16 protein-coding genes are annotated in these 18,505 nt (G+C 70.9%); 1 reads left to right on the top strand and 15 read right to left on the bottom strand.

The genetic code is table 11. The annotated features are described in order from the left end of the window. Positions 1-48: 48 nt before the first annotated feature. Positions 49-1,275, bottom strand: a complete 1,227-nt coding sequence (locus tag ACN27G_RS02455; protein ID WP_421491150.1) for an ISAs1 family transposase — start codon at positions 1,273-1,275, stop codon at positions 49-51. Between the two features lie 139 nt (positions 1,276-1,414). Here ACN27G_RS02455 and ACN27G_RS02450 point away from each other — a divergent pair, with 139 nt between their 5' ends. Beyond that, the gene (locus ACN27G_RS02450; protein WP_421497203.1) at positions 1,415-2,380 is read left to right on the top strand and encodes a type I restriction enzyme HsdR N-terminal domain-containing protein; all 966 of its coding nucleotides are present in this window, start codon (positions 1,415-1,417) and stop codon (positions 2,378-2,380) included. Between the two features lie 187 nt (positions 2,381-2,567). Here ACN27G_RS02450 and ACN27G_RS02445 read toward each other — a convergent pair whose 3' ends face one another. The 14 genes from ACN27G_RS02445 to ACN27G_RS02380 form a co-directional block, all read right to left on the bottom strand. Continuing rightward, complete coding sequence (locus ACN27G_RS02445; protein WP_421491149.1) at positions 2,568-3,773, bottom strand: ISAs1 family transposase; 1,206 nt, start codon at positions 3,771-3,773, stop codon at positions 2,568-2,570. A gap of 95 nt (positions 3,774-3,868) precedes the next feature. Then, positions 3,869-5,137 (bottom strand): serine hydroxymethyltransferase, encoded by a 1,269-nt coding sequence (glyA, locus tag ACN27G_RS02440; RefSeq protein ID WP_421491148.1) that lies wholly within the window; start codon positions 5,135-5,137, stop codon positions 3,869-3,871. 16 nt (positions 5,138-5,153) lie between these two features. Next, on the bottom strand, positions 5,154-6,248 hold the full coding sequence (locus ACN27G_RS02435; RefSeq protein ID WP_421491147.1) for a Gfo/Idh/MocA family protein: 1,095 nt from the start codon (positions 6,246-6,248) through the stop codon (positions 5,154-5,156). Beyond that, positions 6,241-7,395 carry a Gfo/Idh/MocA family protein gene (locus ACN27G_RS02430; protein ID WP_421491146.1) on the bottom strand — a complete coding sequence of 385 codons (1,155 nt, stop codon included), beginning with the start codon at positions 7,393-7,395 and terminating at the stop codon, positions 6,241-6,243. Before ACN27G_RS02430 ends, ACN27G_RS02435 begins: the two co-directional genes overlap by 8 nt. A 9-nt stretch (positions 7,396-7,404) precedes the next feature. Continuing rightward, complete coding sequence (locus ACN27G_RS02425; RefSeq protein ID WP_421491145.1) at positions 7,405-8,529, bottom strand: hypothetical protein; 1,125 nt, start codon at positions 8,527-8,529, stop codon at positions 7,405-7,407. A 105-nt stretch (positions 8,530-8,634) separates the two neighbouring features. Beyond that, positions 8,635-9,510 (bottom strand): carbohydrate ABC transporter permease, encoded by an 876-nt coding sequence (locus ACN27G_RS02420; RefSeq protein WP_421491144.1) that lies wholly within the window; start codon positions 9,508-9,510, stop codon positions 8,635-8,637. Further along, complete coding sequence (locus ACN27G_RS02415) at positions 9,507-10,409, bottom strand: carbohydrate ABC transporter permease (protein ID WP_421491143.1); 903 nt, start codon at positions 10,407-10,409, stop codon at positions 9,507-9,509. Before ACN27G_RS02415 ends, ACN27G_RS02420 begins: the two co-directional genes overlap by 4 nt. Continuing rightward, positions 10,406-11,683 (bottom strand): extracellular solute-binding protein, encoded by a 1,278-nt coding sequence (locus tag ACN27G_RS02410; RefSeq protein ID WP_421491142.1) that lies wholly within the window; start codon positions 11,681-11,683, stop codon positions 10,406-10,408. The genes ACN27G_RS02415 and ACN27G_RS02410 overlap by 4 nt, the downstream gene beginning before the upstream one ends. A gap of 266 nt (positions 11,684-11,949) precedes the next feature. Further along, the gene (locus tag ACN27G_RS02405; protein WP_421491141.1) at positions 11,950-13,371 is read right to left on the bottom strand and encodes an FGGY family carbohydrate kinase; all 1,422 of its coding nucleotides are present in this window, start codon (positions 13,369-13,371) and stop codon (positions 11,950-11,952) included. After that, positions 13,368-14,540, bottom strand: coding sequence for a zinc-dependent alcohol dehydrogenase (locus ACN27G_RS02400; RefSeq protein ID WP_421491140.1), 1,173 nt, complete (start codon positions 14,538-14,540; stop codon positions 13,368-13,370). Before ACN27G_RS02400 ends, ACN27G_RS02405 begins: the two co-directional genes overlap by 4 nt. Beyond that, on the bottom strand, positions 14,537-15,358 hold the full coding sequence (locus ACN27G_RS02395) for a class I fructose-bisphosphate aldolase (RefSeq protein WP_421491139.1): 822 nt from the start codon (positions 15,356-15,358) through the stop codon (positions 14,537-14,539). The genes ACN27G_RS02400 and ACN27G_RS02395 overlap by 4 nt, the downstream gene beginning before the upstream one ends. Positions 15,359-15,406: 48 nt before the next feature. Further along, entirely contained in the window at positions 15,407-16,501 is a 1,095-nt protein-coding gene (locus ACN27G_RS02390) for a zinc-dependent alcohol dehydrogenase (RefSeq protein ID WP_421491138.1), read from the bottom strand. 58 nt (positions 16,502-16,559) lie between these two features. Then, complete coding sequence (locus tag ACN27G_RS02385; RefSeq protein WP_421491137.1) at positions 16,560-17,528, bottom strand: amidohydrolase family protein; 969 nt, start codon at positions 17,526-17,528, stop codon at positions 16,560-16,562. Next, entirely contained in the window at positions 17,525-18,493 is a 969-nt protein-coding gene (locus tag ACN27G_RS02380) for an acetylxylan esterase (protein ID WP_421491136.1), read from the bottom strand. Before ACN27G_RS02380 ends, ACN27G_RS02385 begins: the two co-directional genes overlap by 4 nt. Positions 18,494-18,505: the final 12 nt, after the last annotated feature.

Here is an 18,505-nt window from a genome sequence, read left to right as displayed (position 1 = left end):
ATGATCCTCGGCTACGACGTCTTCGATCCACTCACGGCCGTTTCAACATCATCCGGTGAGGCCGAGGATGGTGAATGGCCTGGTCATGTCGCGGTTGGCCCAGCGGGTGGCTTCGGTGATATCAGTGCGGCCGGCCAGGCGTAGGGCGTTGATGGCGAGGTTGCGTAGCGAGGCGAGGACGCGTGGGCCGGAGCGGGTGCGCACGCGGGAGTGGTCCTCGCGGTAGCAGGTATCGCGGATGAAGTGCAGGGATTCGATGGTCCACTGGCCGCGGTTGAACGCGGCGATCTCGGTCGGGCCGGCGGCCTCGGCGGGGTGGCTGGTGACACCGAGTTGCGCGGCGGCGGACTGCTTGCCGTCGCCGGTGGTGACGTAGCGTTCGATAAGCCAGACCTGGCTGACGTGGGGGAACGGCAGGCCGGGCGGGGCGGGCAGGACCCGGATGGTGCGGCGGGTGGTACGGCCGTGCCCCGTTTCCGTGCTCTCGTAACCGATCGGCGTGTCGGCCCAGGGCAGGACGTTGAGAGCATCGAACAGCGCGGGCCGGTTCTCTTTGACCGGTAGCACGAAGTGGCCGCCTTGCTGGTGGATGAGCTCGGCGGTGGCCTTGACGGTATGCAGGGCGTCGGCGGTGACGGTCGCGTCGCGCAAATCGAGGGTCTCCAGCAAGGCGCGGGCGGTCTCTGGTTCGCGGGTCTTGGCGCCGTCGGTCGGGGCCTGGGCGATGATGACGGCGGCCGGGTCCGGGCCGGGCGATCCGGCCAGGGCGGACAGCAGATGCAGTTGCTCGCCGTCGGCGTCGACGGCGCCGCGTACGGTCTTGCCGTCCAGACGGATCTGTGCCGGTGTATCGCTGCTGGTGGAATCCTGTTCGCCGGTGCCGGTGCCGGTGCCGGTGCGCTGGGCGGTGGTCCATTCGGCGATCACCGCGTCCAGGACATCGCCGTCGGTGTCGGTGCATACCCGCCACAGTGTCGAGCGTGACGGTCGTGCACCGGGGCGGGCTTCGACCCGCGTATACAGGCTGTCGAGGATCTCAGCAGGCACGTCGGCGACCCAGCCGCTGATAGCGGTGTAGCCCTTCAGGCCGGCGACCGTGGCCGCCGCGACCAGCGCGAGCACGACCGCGACCGGATGATCACGGCCCTGGTCGGACCGGCCGTCGCCGACGGCGAGCAGCAGATCGAGCAGACCGTGACACGAAGGCGTGAACGAGACGTCCTCGGGCAGCGGCACGGGCGACGGATCGGCGATGAGGGTGGCAGACTGCGGCACGACGAAGCTCCGTTTGAACCAGATCTGTGGAAAGACCTGGACTCAACGGAGCTTCGTCCATATCCGACACGCCAACGCGGGCATCGTCACTCAACGCCACTATCGATCATGAAACGGCCGTGTCGATCCACTAGAGGTCATACCGGAGTTCACCGCCGACGTCGGGGTCAAGAAAGGCGAGAAGGTCGACTATGCGATCATGCGAGCCGGCGAGGTGCAGATCCTCATCGAATGCAAGCAGCCGCGCGACTCCCTGAAAATTGAACACGCGTCTCAGCTTTATCGGTACTTCTCCGTCACTAATGCGCGGATCGCCGTCCTCACCAACGGACAGGTTTACCATTTCTACACCGACCTGGACGCGCCCAACAAAATGGACGCCAAGCCCTTCCTCGTACTGGACCTACAAGATGTCGACGACGCCCTTCTACCGGAACTACGTAAGCTCACGAAGGAAGTGTTCGATCTTGATTCGATCATCAGTGCGGCCGAAGAGTTGAAGTATGTCGGTCAGATCAAGCGTTCGATGGCGGCGCAGTTCAAGGAGCCTGAGGACGAGTGGGTCAGGTTCTTCGCCACGAAAGTGTACGAGGGTTCGCTCACTCAGAAGAGGCGCGAGCAGTTCAGATCACTCGTCGCCAAGGCTGCCTCGCAGTTCGTCAGAGATCAAGTCAACGAACGGCTGAAGGGCGCACTCTATGCGAACCTTCCCAAGCAGGCTGCCGAGGCACCCGCCGAAGTTCTAGAGAGCGAAGAGGTCGCGCTCAGCGATGTCGCCCGTGACACAGAGGTGGAAACCACGCTCGAAGAACTCACCGGCTATCAGATCATCAAGGCGATAGCATGTAGCGAGGTCAAACCCCAACGTATTGTGGGACGGGATGCCAAGTCATACTTCGCGGTCATCCTCGACGACAATAACCGTAAGCCCGTCGCCCGACTGCATTTTAACGGAAAGGCCCGGAAGTACGTTGGCACGTTTGACGCCAACAAGACGGAGACTCGCCACCTGATCGACTCTATTGATGATATCTATCTTCACGCTGACGCAATTCGGGATGCGGTAAGGGCCTTCATGGGCGAAGGGAGCCACAAAGCCCTTTGAGACTCGGTTATGGTCCCAGCGGGCGCGTAGGTCCGCGACGGTCACGGGCCGACGCCAGCCGGCGCGCTACCGAATGCTCGATGCCGCCGCCGACCACGACGAGTCGTAGAGCGGATGTCGTCCGGCCAGCGCGGAGACGCGGGAGCGGAGGTCGTCGGCCGTGGCGGAGCTGGAATCCAGGGCTTGTTCAAGTTCCGTGAGTGTCCAGATTATTGGTGATGCCCAGGATGGGGAGTGCTCGTTGGGGTTCGTCGCGGATCGCTCGGGTGGTCTTGGCGATGTTGTGGGCTCCGAGGGTTTTCAGTACGCCGATGGCGAGGTTGCGCAGGGCTGCCATGGCGCGGGGTGCGGTTCCGGTATGGATGGTGCAGGCGTCTTCGGCGAAGGTGACGTCTCTGATGTGGTGTGAGGAGTTCTCCACTGCCCAGTGCCCGCGGATCGCGGTGGCCAGGTCGGCGGGGCTGGCCTGGTGGACGTCGAGGCTGGTGACGGCGTAGACGCTTTCGCGGGTCTCGCGTGTGCCGGACTGCTTACGCCGGCGGTGCACGCGGATGGCCAGTCGGGCGTGGGGGAAGGCGATTCCGCCGAGTTCGTCGGCGATGGCGCAGGTCTTGATCGAGCGGGACTCGCGGCGTCCGTGTCCGGTCTCGGAGGTGGTGTGTTGGACTGCGATGTCGCGCCATGGTAGGGCCGCGAGCTGGCTGTGGGCGGTCGGCTGGTTGGTCTTGATCACGGCGATGTAGTGGGCCTTCTTGTCCTCGACCAGCCAGGAGACGTTCGCCTTGACCGAGTGCAGGGCGTCGAAGGTGACGACCGTGCCGGCCAGGTCCAGCGGGGCCAGCAGCGGCTGGAAGTGCGTGGTCTCGTTCGTCTTCGCGCCGACTTCTACCTGGGCCAGGGTCACGACGGTGCCGTGCGTGACCGCGGAGAGCAGATGCCGGCGGGTCGCGGTGAGACGGGCTGATCCCTTGAGTGCCTTGCCGTCGACGGCGATCACGCGCAGCCGCCGAGACGGCGACGGCGTCTGGGTGGGCTCCTCGGTGGCGGCGCGATGCCGGGTGGCCAGGTAGGCGCACACCGCCCGGTCCAAGGCGTCACCGTCAACAGCCCCCAGTACCCGGCCGATCGTGGCCGACGACGGAGCGCGCCGCCATCTGAACAGATGAACGCGGATCCCGATGACTGTCAGCAACGCGGTCGAGGCCCGCTGGCCCCACTCGGCGAGTTCGTCGATGCTCTTCGCGCCCGAGACGACCCCGCAGGCGCACACCAGCAGGACCGCGGTCAGCGAGTACCACCGGCCCCGCCGGGAACGCGGGTCGGGCACCGAATCGAGGTAAGGGCGAAGGTCGGCTATCCGGCCAATGTCCAGCCGCCCCAGCTTCACCAACACGGCAGGGATAGGAGAAGATGCAACAGCAGGCACGGGCCACCTCGTGATCATCTGGCTTCGACACCACAATGATCACGAATCCCGTGCCTGCCCTGCTATCCACCCCAACCGGTCACAACCCGACCAGCCACACAACCCCGGAACTTGCAACCGCCCTGGCTGGAATCGGGTCGCAGCGCGGCGGCGATGATCTCTGCCACCTCCCGGAAGTCGGGTTGTGTGAAGCCGCGGGTGGCGAGCGCGGCTGTGCCGACGCGCAGGCCCGAGGTGACCATGGGTGGTCGCGGGTCGCCGGGGACGGCGTTGCGGTTGACGGTGATGCCGATGTCGTGGAGCCGGTCCTCGGCCTGCCGGCCGTCCAGCGCGGAGCGGCGCAGGTCGACCAGGACGAGGTGGACGTCGGTGCCGCCGGTCAGGACGTCGACGCCGGCCGCCGTGACGTCCGGGCGGCCGAGGCGGTCCGCCAGGAGGCGGGCGCCCTCCACCGTCCTCCGTTGCCGGTCCCTGAACTCCGTCCCTGCCGCGATCTTGAACGCCACCGCCTTTGCCGCGATCACGTGCATCAGCGGTCCGCCCTGCAGGCCGGGAAACACGGCGGTGTCGATCTTCTTGGCGATGCCCGGGTCGTCGGTGAGGACGAACCCACCTCGCGGGCCGCCCAGGGTCTTGTGGGTCGTCGACGTGACGACGTCCGCGTACGGCACCGGGTTCGGATGGATGCCGGCGGCGACGAGCCCCGCGAAGTGCGCCATGTCGACCATGAGCAGGGCGCCCACCTGGTCCGCGATCGCCCGGAACCGCGCGAGGTCGAGCACGCGCGGGTACGCCGACCAGCCGGCGATGATCAGCTTCGGTCGCTGCTCCTCGGCGAGCCGCAGCACGTCGTCCATGTCGATGCGGCCGTCCCGGCCGACGTGGTAGGGCGCCACCCGGTAGGTCCGCCCGGAATAGTTCAGCCGCATCCCGTGTGTGAGGTGGCCGCCGTGCGCGAGATCGAGGCCCAGGATCGTGTCGCCGGGCCGCAATAGGGCGAGGAACGCCGCCGTGTTGGCCTGCGCGCCGGAGTGCGGTTGCACGTTGGCGTGGGCCGCCCCGAAGAGTGCCTTCACCCGTGCGATCGCCAGCGCCTCGACGACGTCGACATGTTCGCAGCCGCCGTAGTAGCGCCGTCCCGGATAGCCCTCGGCGTACTTGTTCGTGGCCGCCGCCCCCTGCGCCTGCCGCACGGAGATCGGCGCGAAGTTCTCCGACGCGATCATCTCGAGCGTGGATCGCTGCCTGTCCTCCTCGGCGGCGAGCGCCGCCGCGATGTCCGGGTCGACGGTGGCAAGGTCCTGGTTGACCACATCGGCGTTGACCGGCACGGCTCAACTCCCTCGATCAGTGCGGTGTGGGCGGCGGCGCCGCCAGCGACGCGACGGTCACCGCCCGGCCGGTTCTGACCGACTCGTAGTAGGCGTCGATGACCCGCTGCACGTGCAGTGCCGACGCGGCGGTGACCGTCGGCCGCAGCGCGGTCCCGTCGCGCAGCGCGGCGACGAAGTGCGCCGCCTCGTCGTCGTAGCTGGCCCGGGGTGTCACCACCGAGCGCCAGCCGGTCAGGCCCGACGGCGCGGCGACGGACTCCCAGCCGACCGGCCCGACCTCCGCCGTCGTCACCAGCTCGTACCGGTCGGCGTACACGCTCAGCGTCCCGGTCGTGCCGTGGAACGAGTAGCGCAGCGGCGTCGGGCCGACCTGCCCCCACCGGGTGTCGACCGCGGCGAGCGCACCACCGGCGTGCCGCACGATCGCCGCGGTGTTGTCCTCGATCTCCGGTGGGACGTCCGGATCGACCGTGGCGGCGAAGCCACTGATCCGGTCGACCGGGCCGAGATAGCAGACGAGGGTGGTCAGCAGGTATCCGGCCTGGTCCACGAAGGATCCCCCGCCACCGCGCGACCGGTCGGTCAGCCACGCGGCGAAGTCGTCCGACACCCCCGTCGCCCTGAGCCCGGCGTGACCGGCGAGGCCCCGTGCGAACTGGACGGTGCCGAGCAGACCGTCCCGGACGAGCTGCCCGACCTCGTCGACGAGCGGGTCGAAGGCGGTGTGGAAGGCGCACATCAACAGCCCGCCCGTACGCCGGACCGCGTCGGCGATGACCGCCGCCTGCTCGCCCGTGGCGGCGAGCGGCTTGTCCTGGTAGACGGCGACGCCGCGTTGCAGGGCGGCGACCGCGATGCCGGGCTTGGCGGCGTTCTCGGCACAGACCAGGACGGCGTCCAGCCGCTCGACGGTCAGCATCGCCTCCGGGTCCTCGTACCCGACGACGCCCGGCACCACCTGCCCGGCACGTTCCCGCAGTGCCGCCGTCTGCTCGGCCACGGCGACGACGTCGACCGCGGGCAGGCTCCGCAGCGAGCCGACCAGCGACCACACGTGGTCGCTGGTCAGCCCCGCCACGCCGATCCGGAGCGGGCGCGGGTCAGCCATGGATCAGCGCACCGTCCCGCACACCCCGGTCGAACTCGGCCGGCGTGAACGACGTCGTCAGCTCGACCGCCTGACCGGTCGTGCTGGCCTGCTCGGCGGCGAGCATGATCTCCAGGGCGTGCCGGGCGACGTCGAGGGTCAGCTCGTTCGGCCGGGTCCCCCGGACCACGTCGACGAGGTGCTCGACGATCAGCGCGCGCTTGAGGTTGTTCACGTGTTGCTGCGCGAACTGCAGGTCGCGGATGTCCACGTCGAACCATCCCCGGGTACCGTGCTCGTGGTCGACCCGGTAGAGCTCGAGCTGCTGGCCCTCGGGCTCGTTGAGGTTGCGCCACATGTTGAGCACACCCTCCCGACCGAAGATCTCCATCCGCGGCGACCTGGCCGACCACACGTTGTAGGTGCCGTCGATGACGCAGAACGCCGAGTCGCCGAAGTCGAGCAGCACCAGGTTGTTGTCGTTGGCGGTGACCGGGAACGTCAGGCCGCGCACCGGGCCGGATGGCACGGTCCGGGTCGCCTCGGTGATGCCGAAGAAGCCGAAGACGCGCTTCGCCGGCCGGTTCAGGATGCCGAGCACCTCGTGCATGCTGTAGACGCCGATGTCGAACATGGGGCCGGAGCCCTTCTGGTAGAACCAGCTCGGGTCGCTCGGCCAGGCACCGGCGGCCGGGCCGGGGCCGGAACTCCGGTGCCGGACGAAGCAGAGCTGGCCGATGGTGTTCGCGGCCAGCAGCCGGCGCGCCTCCCGCCGGGTCGGGTAGAGCATGTTCGGCGGCGCGCAGACCACGCTGAGCCCGTTGGCGTTTGCCGCCTCGGCCAGCGCGTCGGCCTCGTCGATGGTGACCGCGACCGGCTTCTCGGTGGTCAGGTGCTTACCCGCCCGCAGGATCTTCAGCGAGGTCTCGCCGTGCACCGGGATCGGGGTGAGGTTGACCACCGCATCGAAGTCGCCGTAGTCCAGCATGTCGTCCAGGCTGGTGAAGGACCTGGGGATGCCGAATCTCGTGGCGGCGTCCCTGGCCTTCTCCTCCACCGGGTCGGCGACCGCGGTGACGACCGCCTTCTCCGGGATGTGGTGCAGGTTGGGCAGGACGCCGTTCGGCTGGACCGCGATGTTTCCCGCACCGAGGACCGCAATCTTCATGGGATCCATCTAGTTCGACTTCCTCTCGTCGATGGTGGACAACGGGGCCGGCGGCGCTGCCGGCGCATCCGGGGTACGAAGCTTGGTGTCGTCCTGGTCGTAGACGAACTCGTCGGGATCGACGCCCCGGCGGGCCGCGACCCGCTGGGCGATCTCCTGAAGGCCGTAGCCGACCAGCAGCTGGCCGGCGAGCGGGCCGAGCGCCGCGGAGTCGAGCAGCAGCGGCGGCAGCCCCGAGTCCGGGACGTGCACCGCCGTACGTCCGCCGGACATGGTCACCGACCAGCGCAGCACCGGTGCGGGCGCGGGGCCGGCGGCGAGCTGGTCGGCGACCCGGTCGAGCCGGTCGCCGCCGACGAGCACGGTGAGCCCGCCCGGAGCGGACTCCATCGGGCCGTGCAGGTAACGGCGGGTCTCCAGCGCCCCGGCCCGGATCCGGCCGACCTCGCGGATCATCAGCGTGCCGTACTCGGCGGCCGCCAGCCAGTCCGGGTCGGCCACGACGTCCAGCGCGGCCCAGCCGGCGGCATCCGTCACCGTGCCGGGGCCAACCGTCACCGTGCCGGGAGCATCCGTCACCGTGCCGGCGAGCCGGTCGCCGAACGCGACCGCCGCGGCCGGGATCGCGGCGACCTCCGCCGCCCAGCCGCGCCCCGGCGGGCTGCCCGTGCACCAGTCGGCGAACAGGTGGCCGGCCAGCAGCAGCGCGGCGAACCCGACCGTCGAGGCCCGGCTGTCGGCGAGCCCGCCGACGTCCACCGCCTCGGCCGCCACGGCCGCGAGCGGCGGGTCCGCGGCGTTGGTCAGCGCCAGTCCCCGACCGGTCGGGAGCGCCTCGACCGTGGCGAGGAGTTCGGTGCTGCGGCCGCTCTGCGAGACCAGCAGCACCGGCCACCCGACCGTGGCGGCCAGCCCCGGCGCGTCGCCGGGTGGCAGGCTCACCGCGGCGACACCGTTGCGGCGCAACCGGTCGGCGACCGCGTCGGCGACGGCCGCGCTCGCGCCGATCCCGGTGCAGATCCAGCCGCTCGCGGCCCGCCACGGCCCGGTGAGCCCGGCGAGCCGCGTCGGCAGTTCACCGGCGACGTGACCGAGCGGCCCGAACTGCCGGGCCCGCCCGTCAGCGAACCGCATGACCATGCCGTACCCGTGACCGTGCTGGCCGCGTTCGACGGAGGCCGCCGCCGGCCGGCGGACGCGGAGCGGGACGGCCGGCGGCAACCCGGGTCGTGAGCGGGCTCATCCCTTGACCGCCCCGACCGCCGCACCGGTGGTGAGGTGGCGGCGGATGAGTACGAAGAAGACCATCACCGGCAACGCGAAGATCGTGCTCGCGGTCATGATGCCGCCCCAGTCGGTACCGTTCTGGCTGCTGAACTGCTGCAACGCGCCCGGGAGCGTCTTCATGGACTCCCGCTGCAGGAACGTCATGGCGAGCAGCAGCTCGTTCCACGAGGTGATGAACGCGAAGATGGCGCTCACCGCCACCCCGGGCAGTGCCAGCGGGACGATGATGTGGACCAGTGCCTGGAACCTGTTGGCGCCGTCCACCAGCGCCGCCTCGTCCAACTCTTTGGGGATGCCGGCGAGGAAGCCGCGGATCAGCCAGACCGACAGCGCGAGCGAGAGCGCGGCGTGCGCGATGATCACTCCGGCGTAGGTGTTGAGCAGGCCGAGATTCCGGTACGCGGTGAAGAGCGGGATGACGACGACGATCGACGGCAGCATCTGCACCACGAGCAGCGCCACGGCGATCACCGACTTCGCCGGTACCGCGAACCGGGACAGCGCGTAGGCCGCCATCATCCCGAGGACCACCGAGCCGGCCGTGGCGCCGGACGCGATGATCACCGAGTTGAGCAGTTGCTGGCCGATCGCCCCCTGCAGCAGGACGGAGTACCGCGACAGCGTCGGGTCGAGCGTCCAGAACTGCGGTGTGACGGTGAAGATCTCCGGCTCGGGTTTGATGGAGGTCAGGAACATCCAGTAGAACGGGAATATGCTGACCAGCCCGATCGCGATCGCCACCAGGCCGAGGAGGAAGCGGCCCAGGGCCCGTCCCGCGAGTTGCACGCGACGGCTCGGGTACCTGTCCCGGGCGAAGAGAAGGCTCATGCGGCATCCTCCCGTTGCAGCCGGACGTACAGGGCCGTGACGACCGCCAGCACGGCGAAGGTCATGATCGCCAGCGTCGCGCCCATGCCGCCGTCGAGGAAGGCGAACGCCTCCAGATAGGTCAGGAGCGACAGGATCTCGGTCGAGTGGTTGGGGCCGCCGGGCGGCACCGTCATGACGAAGATGTGGTCGAACGCCTGGAACGCCTGGATGGTGGCGAGCACGAAGAGCACGATGATCACCGGTCGCATCACGGGCAGCTTGATCCGGAACAGCACCTTGAGCGCCGACGCTCCGTCGAGGCGGGCCGCCTCCACGAGGTCGCCGGGGACCGACTTCAGCGCGGCGAGGATCGCGATGGTCAGAAACGGGATCTTCGCCCAGATGATCGCGACGGAGACCACGACCAGCGCCGACGTCCCGCTGTTGAACCAGCCGTAGCCGTCGAACCGCTCCAGGCCGAGCGAGCTGAACAACCAGTTCACCACGCCGTACTGTGAGTCGAAGGCCCACTTCCAGAGGATCGCGGCCGAGACTCTCGGCATGGCCCACGGCAGCACGACGAGGATCGTCAGCAGCTTCATCCCGGGCAGCCCGGAGTTGAGCACCAACGCGATGAGCAGCGAGGCGACCATCGAGCCGATGACCGTGACCGCGGTCAGCACGACGGTACGGACGAACGCGGCCTGGGTCTGGCCGTCGGTGAACATGTCGACGTAGTTCTGCAGTCCCACCCAGGCACCGGTACGCAGCCCTCTCCCCTCGTGCAGCGACAGCCATACCGTCTGCCCGAAGGGATATCCGATGACCAGCACGATCCCCAGCATCGAGGGGGCCATGAGCAGCCACGGGACGAGTCTGAGCCGCGCCCGGTGCCGGGACGCCACGTCTACGGTCACTTGCCGAACGCCTCGTTGATCTCGGTGTTCAGCTCCTCCATCACACTGTTGACGTCGGAGTTGCCGCCCATCAGCGCCTGCATGGCGTTGACGATCGCGCCGCTGCCCTCGACCTGTCCCCAGCTCGGGTCCGCCGGCACGTAGCGGGTGTGCTTCGCCTGGTCGCCGAAGGGCTTGAAGAGCGGATCGGCGAACGAGCCGGACGTCTGCTCCTGCTCGATCCCGGCCAGGGACGCCGGGAGCATGCCGATGCCCTTGGTGTATCCGATGACGTTGGCCGGCTCGGCCATGTGCCGCACCAGTGCCATCGCGTCGTCGAAGTCCGGGCAGTCCTCGAACACCACCAGGTTGCTGCCGCCGGCGAACGTGTCGTTGTTGCCGCCCGGCCCCACCGGCAGTTCGATGACGCCGACCTTGTCCTTCAGGTCCGGCGACTGGGCGAGCATCGACTTGAGCTGGAAGCTCGCGTAGATGCCCATCGCCACCTTGCCGAGCGCGAACGCCTTGGTGCCGTCGGCGGCGACCCAGTTGGCCGCGTCGGGCGGTGACAGCTTGTCGACCGTCAGGAGCGTGGCGTACCACTCGAACGCCGCCCTGGCCTCCGGCGAGTTCATCGTCGCCCGCCAGGTGTCGCCCTCCCTGACCGCGATCTCGCCGCCCCAGTTCCAGACCAGCGGCACGAACTGCCAGATCTCGCCGCCCATGACGCCGAATCCGGCGATGCCCTCGGCCTTGTTGTCGGCGTCGAGCTTCTTGGCGGCCGCCCGGACGTCCTCCCAGGTCTTCGGCACCTGTAGGCCGCTCTTCTCCAGCAGGTCCTTGCGGTAGACGAAGGCGCGGTTGCCGACGTTGTAGGGATAGCCGTAGAGCTTGCCGTCCATGGTGGCGCTGTCCACCATGGATCCGACGTACTGCTGCTTGGCCTCGTCGAGGGCGAGATCCACCTCGGCCAGCGCGCCCATGTCCGCGAACTCGGGTGTCCAGGTGTTGCCGAGCTGCGCCACGCAGGGCGGGGCACCGCCGGCCACCGCGGTCACGTACTGCTGGTGGGTGTCCGCGCCGCCGACAAACCGCAGGTTGATTTTGACACCGTCATGCGACGACTCGAAGTCGGTCATCACCTTCTGAATCACCGGCTGTAGCTCGGTGCCCGGGTCGTTGAACCAGACATCGAGCGTGCTCTCCCCGGACGATCCGGACTGCCCGGAACATCCGACGACCGCACCCATCGCGCCGACCATCGCCGCCGCCATACCCCACTTCCACCTAGCCACGGGATCTCCTCCCTCACGTCACCGTCGAGGTCCTGACTATTGGAGTCGGTGCCAGTACTGCTATCTGCTTGCCTGGCTGCCAGACAAGTTCCCTCATCCTGGCCCTGACGTGGAACTTCCGCAAGGGGGTCTGCCCAGCTGATCGTCATCGCGGGCACGCCGATCGCGTCCACGGCACACCGGTGCCGCTCTCGTTCGTCCCATCGGCCGAGGCGCGGTCGACCAGCTCGCGCCGGCACGGCGACGTCCGGTCACGATCTGGCGCGCTACGCGCGCAGTGCCGCGTACACCGCGTGGCGTGCCGGGTCGGGCGTGGCGACCGTCGCCGCACGCACCGGATCGTGCGCGACCTCCTCGCCGATCCCGGCGAACCCGAGCCGGGCCAGCCCGACAAGTCCCAGATCGGTCTCGGCGGCGACGGTGAGCGGGCGCCCGAGCACGTCGGCCAGCAGCCCGGCGAAGCCACCTCCGGCCGCACCGCCGCCGCAGAGCAGCACCTCGTCCACCGGCCGGGCGTCGAGCACCCGGCCGACCTGGTCGCCCACCCAGACCGCGACACCGTCGACGACCGCACGCGCCAGATCGGCGCGGTCGGTCGCCAGCGAGAGCCCGGTCAGGTCGCCCTCTCCGACGACCGCCTCGCGGCCGCCGCCGGGTAGCGGCGTGCGGGGCACGAACCGTACGCCGTTGGCGCCGGGCGGCGCCGCCGCGGCGAGTGCGAACAGTCCAGCCACGTCACCGCGCAGGCCAGCCACGTCACCGCGCAGGCCAGCCACGTCACCGCGCAGGCCAGCCACGTCACCGCGCAGGCCAGCCACGTCGCCGCGCGCCGGCTCGAAGAGCCCGGCCGCCCAGTGCAGCACGGCGCCGCTGCCCACCGCGACCGCCAGACAGCCGACGTCACGCAGCCCGGCCAACGCCGCCGGGTCGGCGAACCCGCCGTACGCCGCCGAGGTGCCGGCGTAGAGCACACCGCGGTCGGGGAAGGCCGCCTGGGCGCCCAGGCACACCGTCAGCCAGTCGCCGCTGCCGGTGACCACGGGCGTGCCGGCGCGCAGGCCGGTCTCGGCCGCGGCGTCCACCGTCACCGTGCCGGCCACCGCCTCCGGCGCCAGCAGCGGCACCGGCTCCGCACCGAGCCGGGCCAGCAGCGCGGCAGCGGCCGTCACCTGGAGCCCACTCGTCGGTTCCACCAACCCGGCGCCGCCGGCGTCGTACGGGTCGCTGCCGAGTTCTCCGGTGAGCCGGTACCGCAGATAGTCCTTGACCGGGAGCGCGGCCCGCAGCCGGCCCTCACCGAGGTCGGCCCAGGCGGCGAGCCGGGCCAGCGCCGCCCGGCCGCCCGCCGAGCCGGCGTCGAACTCCGCCTCGTGGGCGGCACCGCGCCGGTCGCCGGGCAGGAGCACGCTCCCGGCTCCGCCATCGGCGAGCAACGGTACGAGGGTGTGCATGAAGCTGGTGACGGCGACCACCCGTACCCCGGTCAGCTCGCCCAGGCCGCCGACAGCCGCACGGACGCTGCGCCACCACTGCTCGGGCGCGCCGGTCACGCTGCCGTCGCGACCGCGCCGGCCCGGTGTCGCGGCGCGGGCGCGGGCCAGCACCCGACCATGGCTGTCGACCAGGGCCGCCTTCACCGAACTCGTGCCCTGGTCGACGACGAGTGCCGGCCCGGACCCGCTCGTCATGTCCCGCCGCCACCGGGCGTGACCATCACCTTGACCGCCCCGGCGTCGCGATCGGCGAGGGTGCGGAAGCCGTCCGGCAGGCGGGCCAGCGGAAGACGATGGGTGATCAGCGCCGCCGCGTCGACCGCCCCCTCGGCGAGCAGGTCGCGTGCGCGCCGGAAGTCGGGCACGCCGTCGAGGCAGGCGCCGTAGCTGTTCGACCACCGCAGCGTCGCCTCGCGCCGGTACGCCAGCTGGGGATCGACGCCCGGCGGTCCGGGATGGACGCCGAGCACCACCACCTCGCCGCCGGGCGTGACGAGACGCAGCGACTCGGTGAGTGACCCGCCGCTGCCGGCGGCGTCGAAGACCACCGGAAAGGTCCCGGCGGCCGCGTCCCGGGCCCGCCGGCCGGCGGCGGTCGAGGTGTCCCAGACGGTACTGGCGGCACCGGCACCGAGCGCGACGTCGAGCGTTGCCGCGCGGTGGCCGAGCAGGCTCACCGGGTGCCCCGCGGCCCGGGCCAGCTGGCCGAGCGTCTGGCCGATCGCCCCGCTGCCGAGCACCGCCACGGGCGCACCCGGCGGCAGCGCCACCAGATGCAGGGCGTGTACGCCGCAGGCGTAGCAGTCCAGCAGTGCCGCCTCGGCCAGCCCGACGTGGTCCGGGAGCGGGTGGAGTTGGCTGGCGGGCGCCACGTCGTACTCGGCGAACCCTCGGCTGTGCACGGGCACGCCGTGCCGCATCCCCCGCTCGGCGCAGAGATGGCCACGGCCCGCCCGGCACAGCGCGCAGTGACCGCAGCTGAGCAGGTGGATCGGCTCGACCGCGACCCGGTCGCCCACGGCGAAGCCGGTCACGGCGGCTCCCACCGCGGCGATCCGTCCGCTCAGTTCGTGCCCGTCGCCGTCCGGGTGCGCCGGATCGTGCTGCCACGGGCCGAGGCCCCGGTAGGCGAGCAGGTCGCTGCCGCAGATGCCGGCCGCGACGACCTCGACGAGCACCTCGTCGGGCTCGACCGCCGGCACCGGCACCCGGGTGATCCGGATGTCGGTGCCGCCGTGGAACACCGCCGCCACCATGGTCCGCCCGGTCGGGACGACAGCGGCCTGCCCGCCCGGGGTGGCGGCGGCCCGCCCGCTCGGAACGACAGCGGCCTGCCCACCCGGGGTGGCGACCGGGTCGGTCACAGCGCCGCGTTGAGCTGCTTGGCCGCGGCGTCCACCGTGGCACCGCCGTGCACGATCTCCACCAGCGCGGCGACCATGAGATCGGGCCGCTCGGCCTCGACGATGTTGCGGCCGAAGACGACGCCGCGCGCGCCGGCCGAGACGGCGTCGTGTGCCAGCTGCAACGCGTCGCGAGGAGTGGGCTTGACCGGGCCGCCGAGCGCGAGCAGCGGCGCCGGGCACGTCGCCACCACCTCGGCGAACTCCTCGACCGTGCCGACGAACTGCGCCTTGACGAAGTCGGCCCCGGCCTCGGCCGAGATCCTGGCGCCGTTGGCGACGTTGGGCACGGTGTGCGCCTCGGTGGCCGCGAAGCTGACCGGGATCGGTTCGGCCATCAGCGGCATCCCCCACCGGTCCGCCTCCGCCGCCAGCTCCCGAAGCTCACCCAGCAGGCTCCGCTCCGGGTTGCCCGGGAAGACCTTCAGTTCCAGCGCGTCGGCGCCGTACCGCACCGCCTGCTCCACGCCGTAGCCGGCCGACGGGATCTCGCTGTCGAGCGCGAGGATCAGGCCACGCCCGCCCAACTCGCCGGCGGTCGCACGGGCGAAGCCGATCCCGGCGAGGACGGCGTCGATTCCGCCGTCGACGATCCGGCGGACCGCCGTCCGGGCGTCGCCCAGGCCGGGCTTGACGCCGTACTTGAGGCCGGCGTCGAGCGCCGCGACCACGGCCCTCCCGTCGGGTGCGAAGACGTGGTGCATCCGGCGCCGCGGCCAGGCCGGCAGGTGCTCGGGGAAGGTGTGCGGACCCGGTACGGGCCCGGCAGAAAGTGTCATGTGCTGTTCCCTCGATTGCGTGCTGTTCCCTCGATCGGCCGGCCCGGCTCAGCCGGCGACGACGATCGACTTGAGGCCGGTCTGCGCCCGCGTCGTCTCGAACGCCTCGGTGATGTCGGCGAGGTCGAACCGGTGGCTGACCAGCGGCGCGGTATCGACCATGCCGAACCTCAGCAGCCGCAGGGCGGTGCTGAAGTCGTGCGGTGTGAAGTCGTGGCTCCCGTTGATCGCGACCTGGTCGTAGTGCGGGATGTCGGGGTTCACGGCGATGGTGCCCTTGGGATGGGTCCCGGCGAAGAGGTTGACCGTCGCGTTCTTTCCCGCCATCGTCAGCGCCGTCTGGATCACCGACGGGATGCCGACGGTCACGATGACGGCGTCCGGCCCGTACCCCTCGGTGAGCTCGCGGATCTCGGCGGCGCCGCCGTCGTCGCCGGCCACCACGACGTCGTGTGCGCCGCAGGTGCGGGCGACGTCGAGCCGGTCGGCCAGCCGGTCGAGCACGATCACCCGGGCCCCCCGGCCGGCCGCGACCTGGGTGTGCAGCAGACCGATCGGACCCGCGCCGACGACGAGCACGTCGGCACCGAGCCCGACCGGGACGGCCCGGTGGGCGTTGAGCACGCAGGCGAGCGGCTCGCAGAAGCTCGCCGCCTCGAAGGACACCTCGTCCGGCAGCCGACGTAGCTGCCGTAGCGGCATCGTGGTGAGGTCGGCGAAGCCGGCGATCGGATAGGAGACCACGTTCCGGCAGAAGTTGGCCGCGCCGCGCTCGCACTGCCGGCAGACGCCGCACACCCCGCGCCAGTCGACCGCCACCCGGTCACCGACCGCCCACGGCCCCACCGCGCTGCCCGGATCCCCCGCCGCGCTGGCCGGGGACTCCGCCGCGCTGGCCGGGGACTCCGGAGCGTCGGCCGGGGACTCCGGAGCGTCGGCGCCGAGGGCGACGATGACGCCGGCGATCTCGTGACCCGGCGTCCACGGCTCCCTGGTCGCCCTGACCCCGGTGTAACTGCGGATGTCACTCGGGCAGACACCGGACGCGTGGATCCGCACCAGCGCCTCCCCGGCCCTCGGTCGGGGGTCGGGGACCTCCTCGACCCGCAGGTCGCCAACTCCGTACAACCGCGCCGCTCTCACCCCATCGATTCCTTCCCTTGTCCGGACCCTGTCCGGCCCCACCTGACGTCGGGCCGGGTCACACCCGTGAGATCGTGATCGCCGTACGGGTGTCCAGCCCGACCAGCGCGCGTGCGTTCGCACCGAGCCCGGCCACTCCGCCGACCTCCGCGAACCCGTCGAGGCGCCGGAACTCCTCGCGGACCGTCCCGGCGTCGACGAACGGATAGTCGGTGCCCAGCACCAGCCGGTCGGCCGGCGCGATCGTGAGCAGGGAACCCAGCCCCGCCCTGCTGGCCGAGAGCGCCGAGTCGTACCGCAGCCGCGCCATCGTCGCCAGGACGCCGTCGACGCGCGCCAGCTCGGGAAGCGGCTCGGCGATCTCCAACCGGCGCGAGATGTACGGCAGCACGCCGCCGCAGTGCGAGAAGATCCAGGAGATCCGGCGGAACCGGTCGACCGCCCCGGAGAGCATCAGGTTCATCAGCGACCGGCTGGTGTCGAAGACGTACTCGAGCAACGACGGCCGCAGGTCGACGGCGCCCTCCGCCCACCACGGCGGAAGCGTCGGGTGGACGTGCACGATCGCGTGCATCGCGTCGAGCTCGGCCAGCAGCGGGTCGAAGCCCGGGTCGCCCAGGTAGCGGCCCGCGTAGTTGGTCAGCAGGCTGACGCCGACGAAGCCGGGGACCTCGGCGAGCCGGCGCAGCTCCGCCACGGCCGCGTCGGCGCCGGGGAGCGGCACGGCGGCGAAGCCGAGAAACCGCCCCCGCGAACCGGCGACGATCCCGGCCAGCTCGTCGTTGGTCTCCCGCACCAGGGTCGTGGCGAAGTCCTGGTCGCCGAAGTGGTAGCCCGGTGAGGCGGTGGAGATCGCCGCCACCGCGATGCCGAGGTCGTCCATGGCCGCCAGCGACCGGGCCCGGTCCCACTCCGGAAACGGGATCCCGGGCTGGGCCTGTACGCCGATCGCGGTGAGCCGCGCGACGTATCCCGGCGGTATCGCGTGCTGGTGGAGGTCGACCGGCCCCGGCGGATGGCTCGTCACCTGCCGGTCCCCAGTGCCCGTACCTCGCGGATGACCCGCATCTGGTCCTCGGGACCGCCGCCCTCGTGACCGTTGAACTCCCACACCGTCATCCGCTTGTCGCCGGGATAGTCGTTGTGCACCGCGAAGACCGTGGACGGCGGCGCGACGACGTCGCCGAGACCGACGCAGAAGGACGCCGGGCAGCGCCCGCGCCGGGCGAAGTAGACCGCGTCGAAGTAGCCCAGGGTGGCGAACGCCCGGTCCGCCCTGGTGCGGTGGACGGCGAGCCAGCGTTTCAGCTCGCCGAGCGGTCCCTGCTCGGTCACCTGGAGCGCACGGCGGAAGGCTGCCAGGAAGGTGACCTGGGGTGCGATCCAGGCCAGGTCGTCGCGGAGGCCGCCGACCACGACCGAGAGCGCTCCGCCCTGGCTGCGCCCGGTGGCGACGACCCGGTCCCGGTCGACCCCCTCGGCACCCCGGACCACGTCGACGAACCGGTAGGCGTCGACGTACAGCCGCCGGTAGTAGTACCCCTCCGGGTCGAGGATGCCGCGGCTGAGGTGGCCGGGGTTGGCCGGCGGCGTCCCGGCCGGGTCCGGGGTGTCTCCGGTGCGCCAGGTGCCGCCCTGGCCCCGGGTGTCCATCACGAAGTGGGCGAAGCCGGCCGAGGCATACGCCAACGACTCGATCGGCAGCCCGCGACCACCGCCGTAGCCGAGGTACTCCACGACCGCCGGCAGCGGCCCGTCGATCCCGGCCGGCCGGATCAGCCACCCCTTCACCCGGGCGCCGCCGTAACCGGAGAACTCGACGTCGAAGACGTCGACGGTGGCGAACTCGTGGTCGATCCTGGTGATCACCGGGTCCAGCGGGAACGCCGCCTGCTCCGCCAGCGTGCGGCGCCAGAAGTCGTCGAAGTCGGGCGGCTCCGGCTCGTCGTACGTGAAGCCGCGCAGCTCGGCGAGGGGCAGGTCGACGTTCACGAAGGTCCCTTC

The organism is Plantactinospora sp. WMMB334 (genome assembly GCF_049179095.1).
In the GTDB taxonomy this organism is placed as follows: domain Bacteria; phylum Actinomycetota; class Actinomycetes; order Mycobacteriales; family Micromonosporaceae; genus Plantactinospora.
Note: the sequence above shows the minus strand (reverse complement) of the source record. Positions and strands in the feature narration are given on the sequence as shown.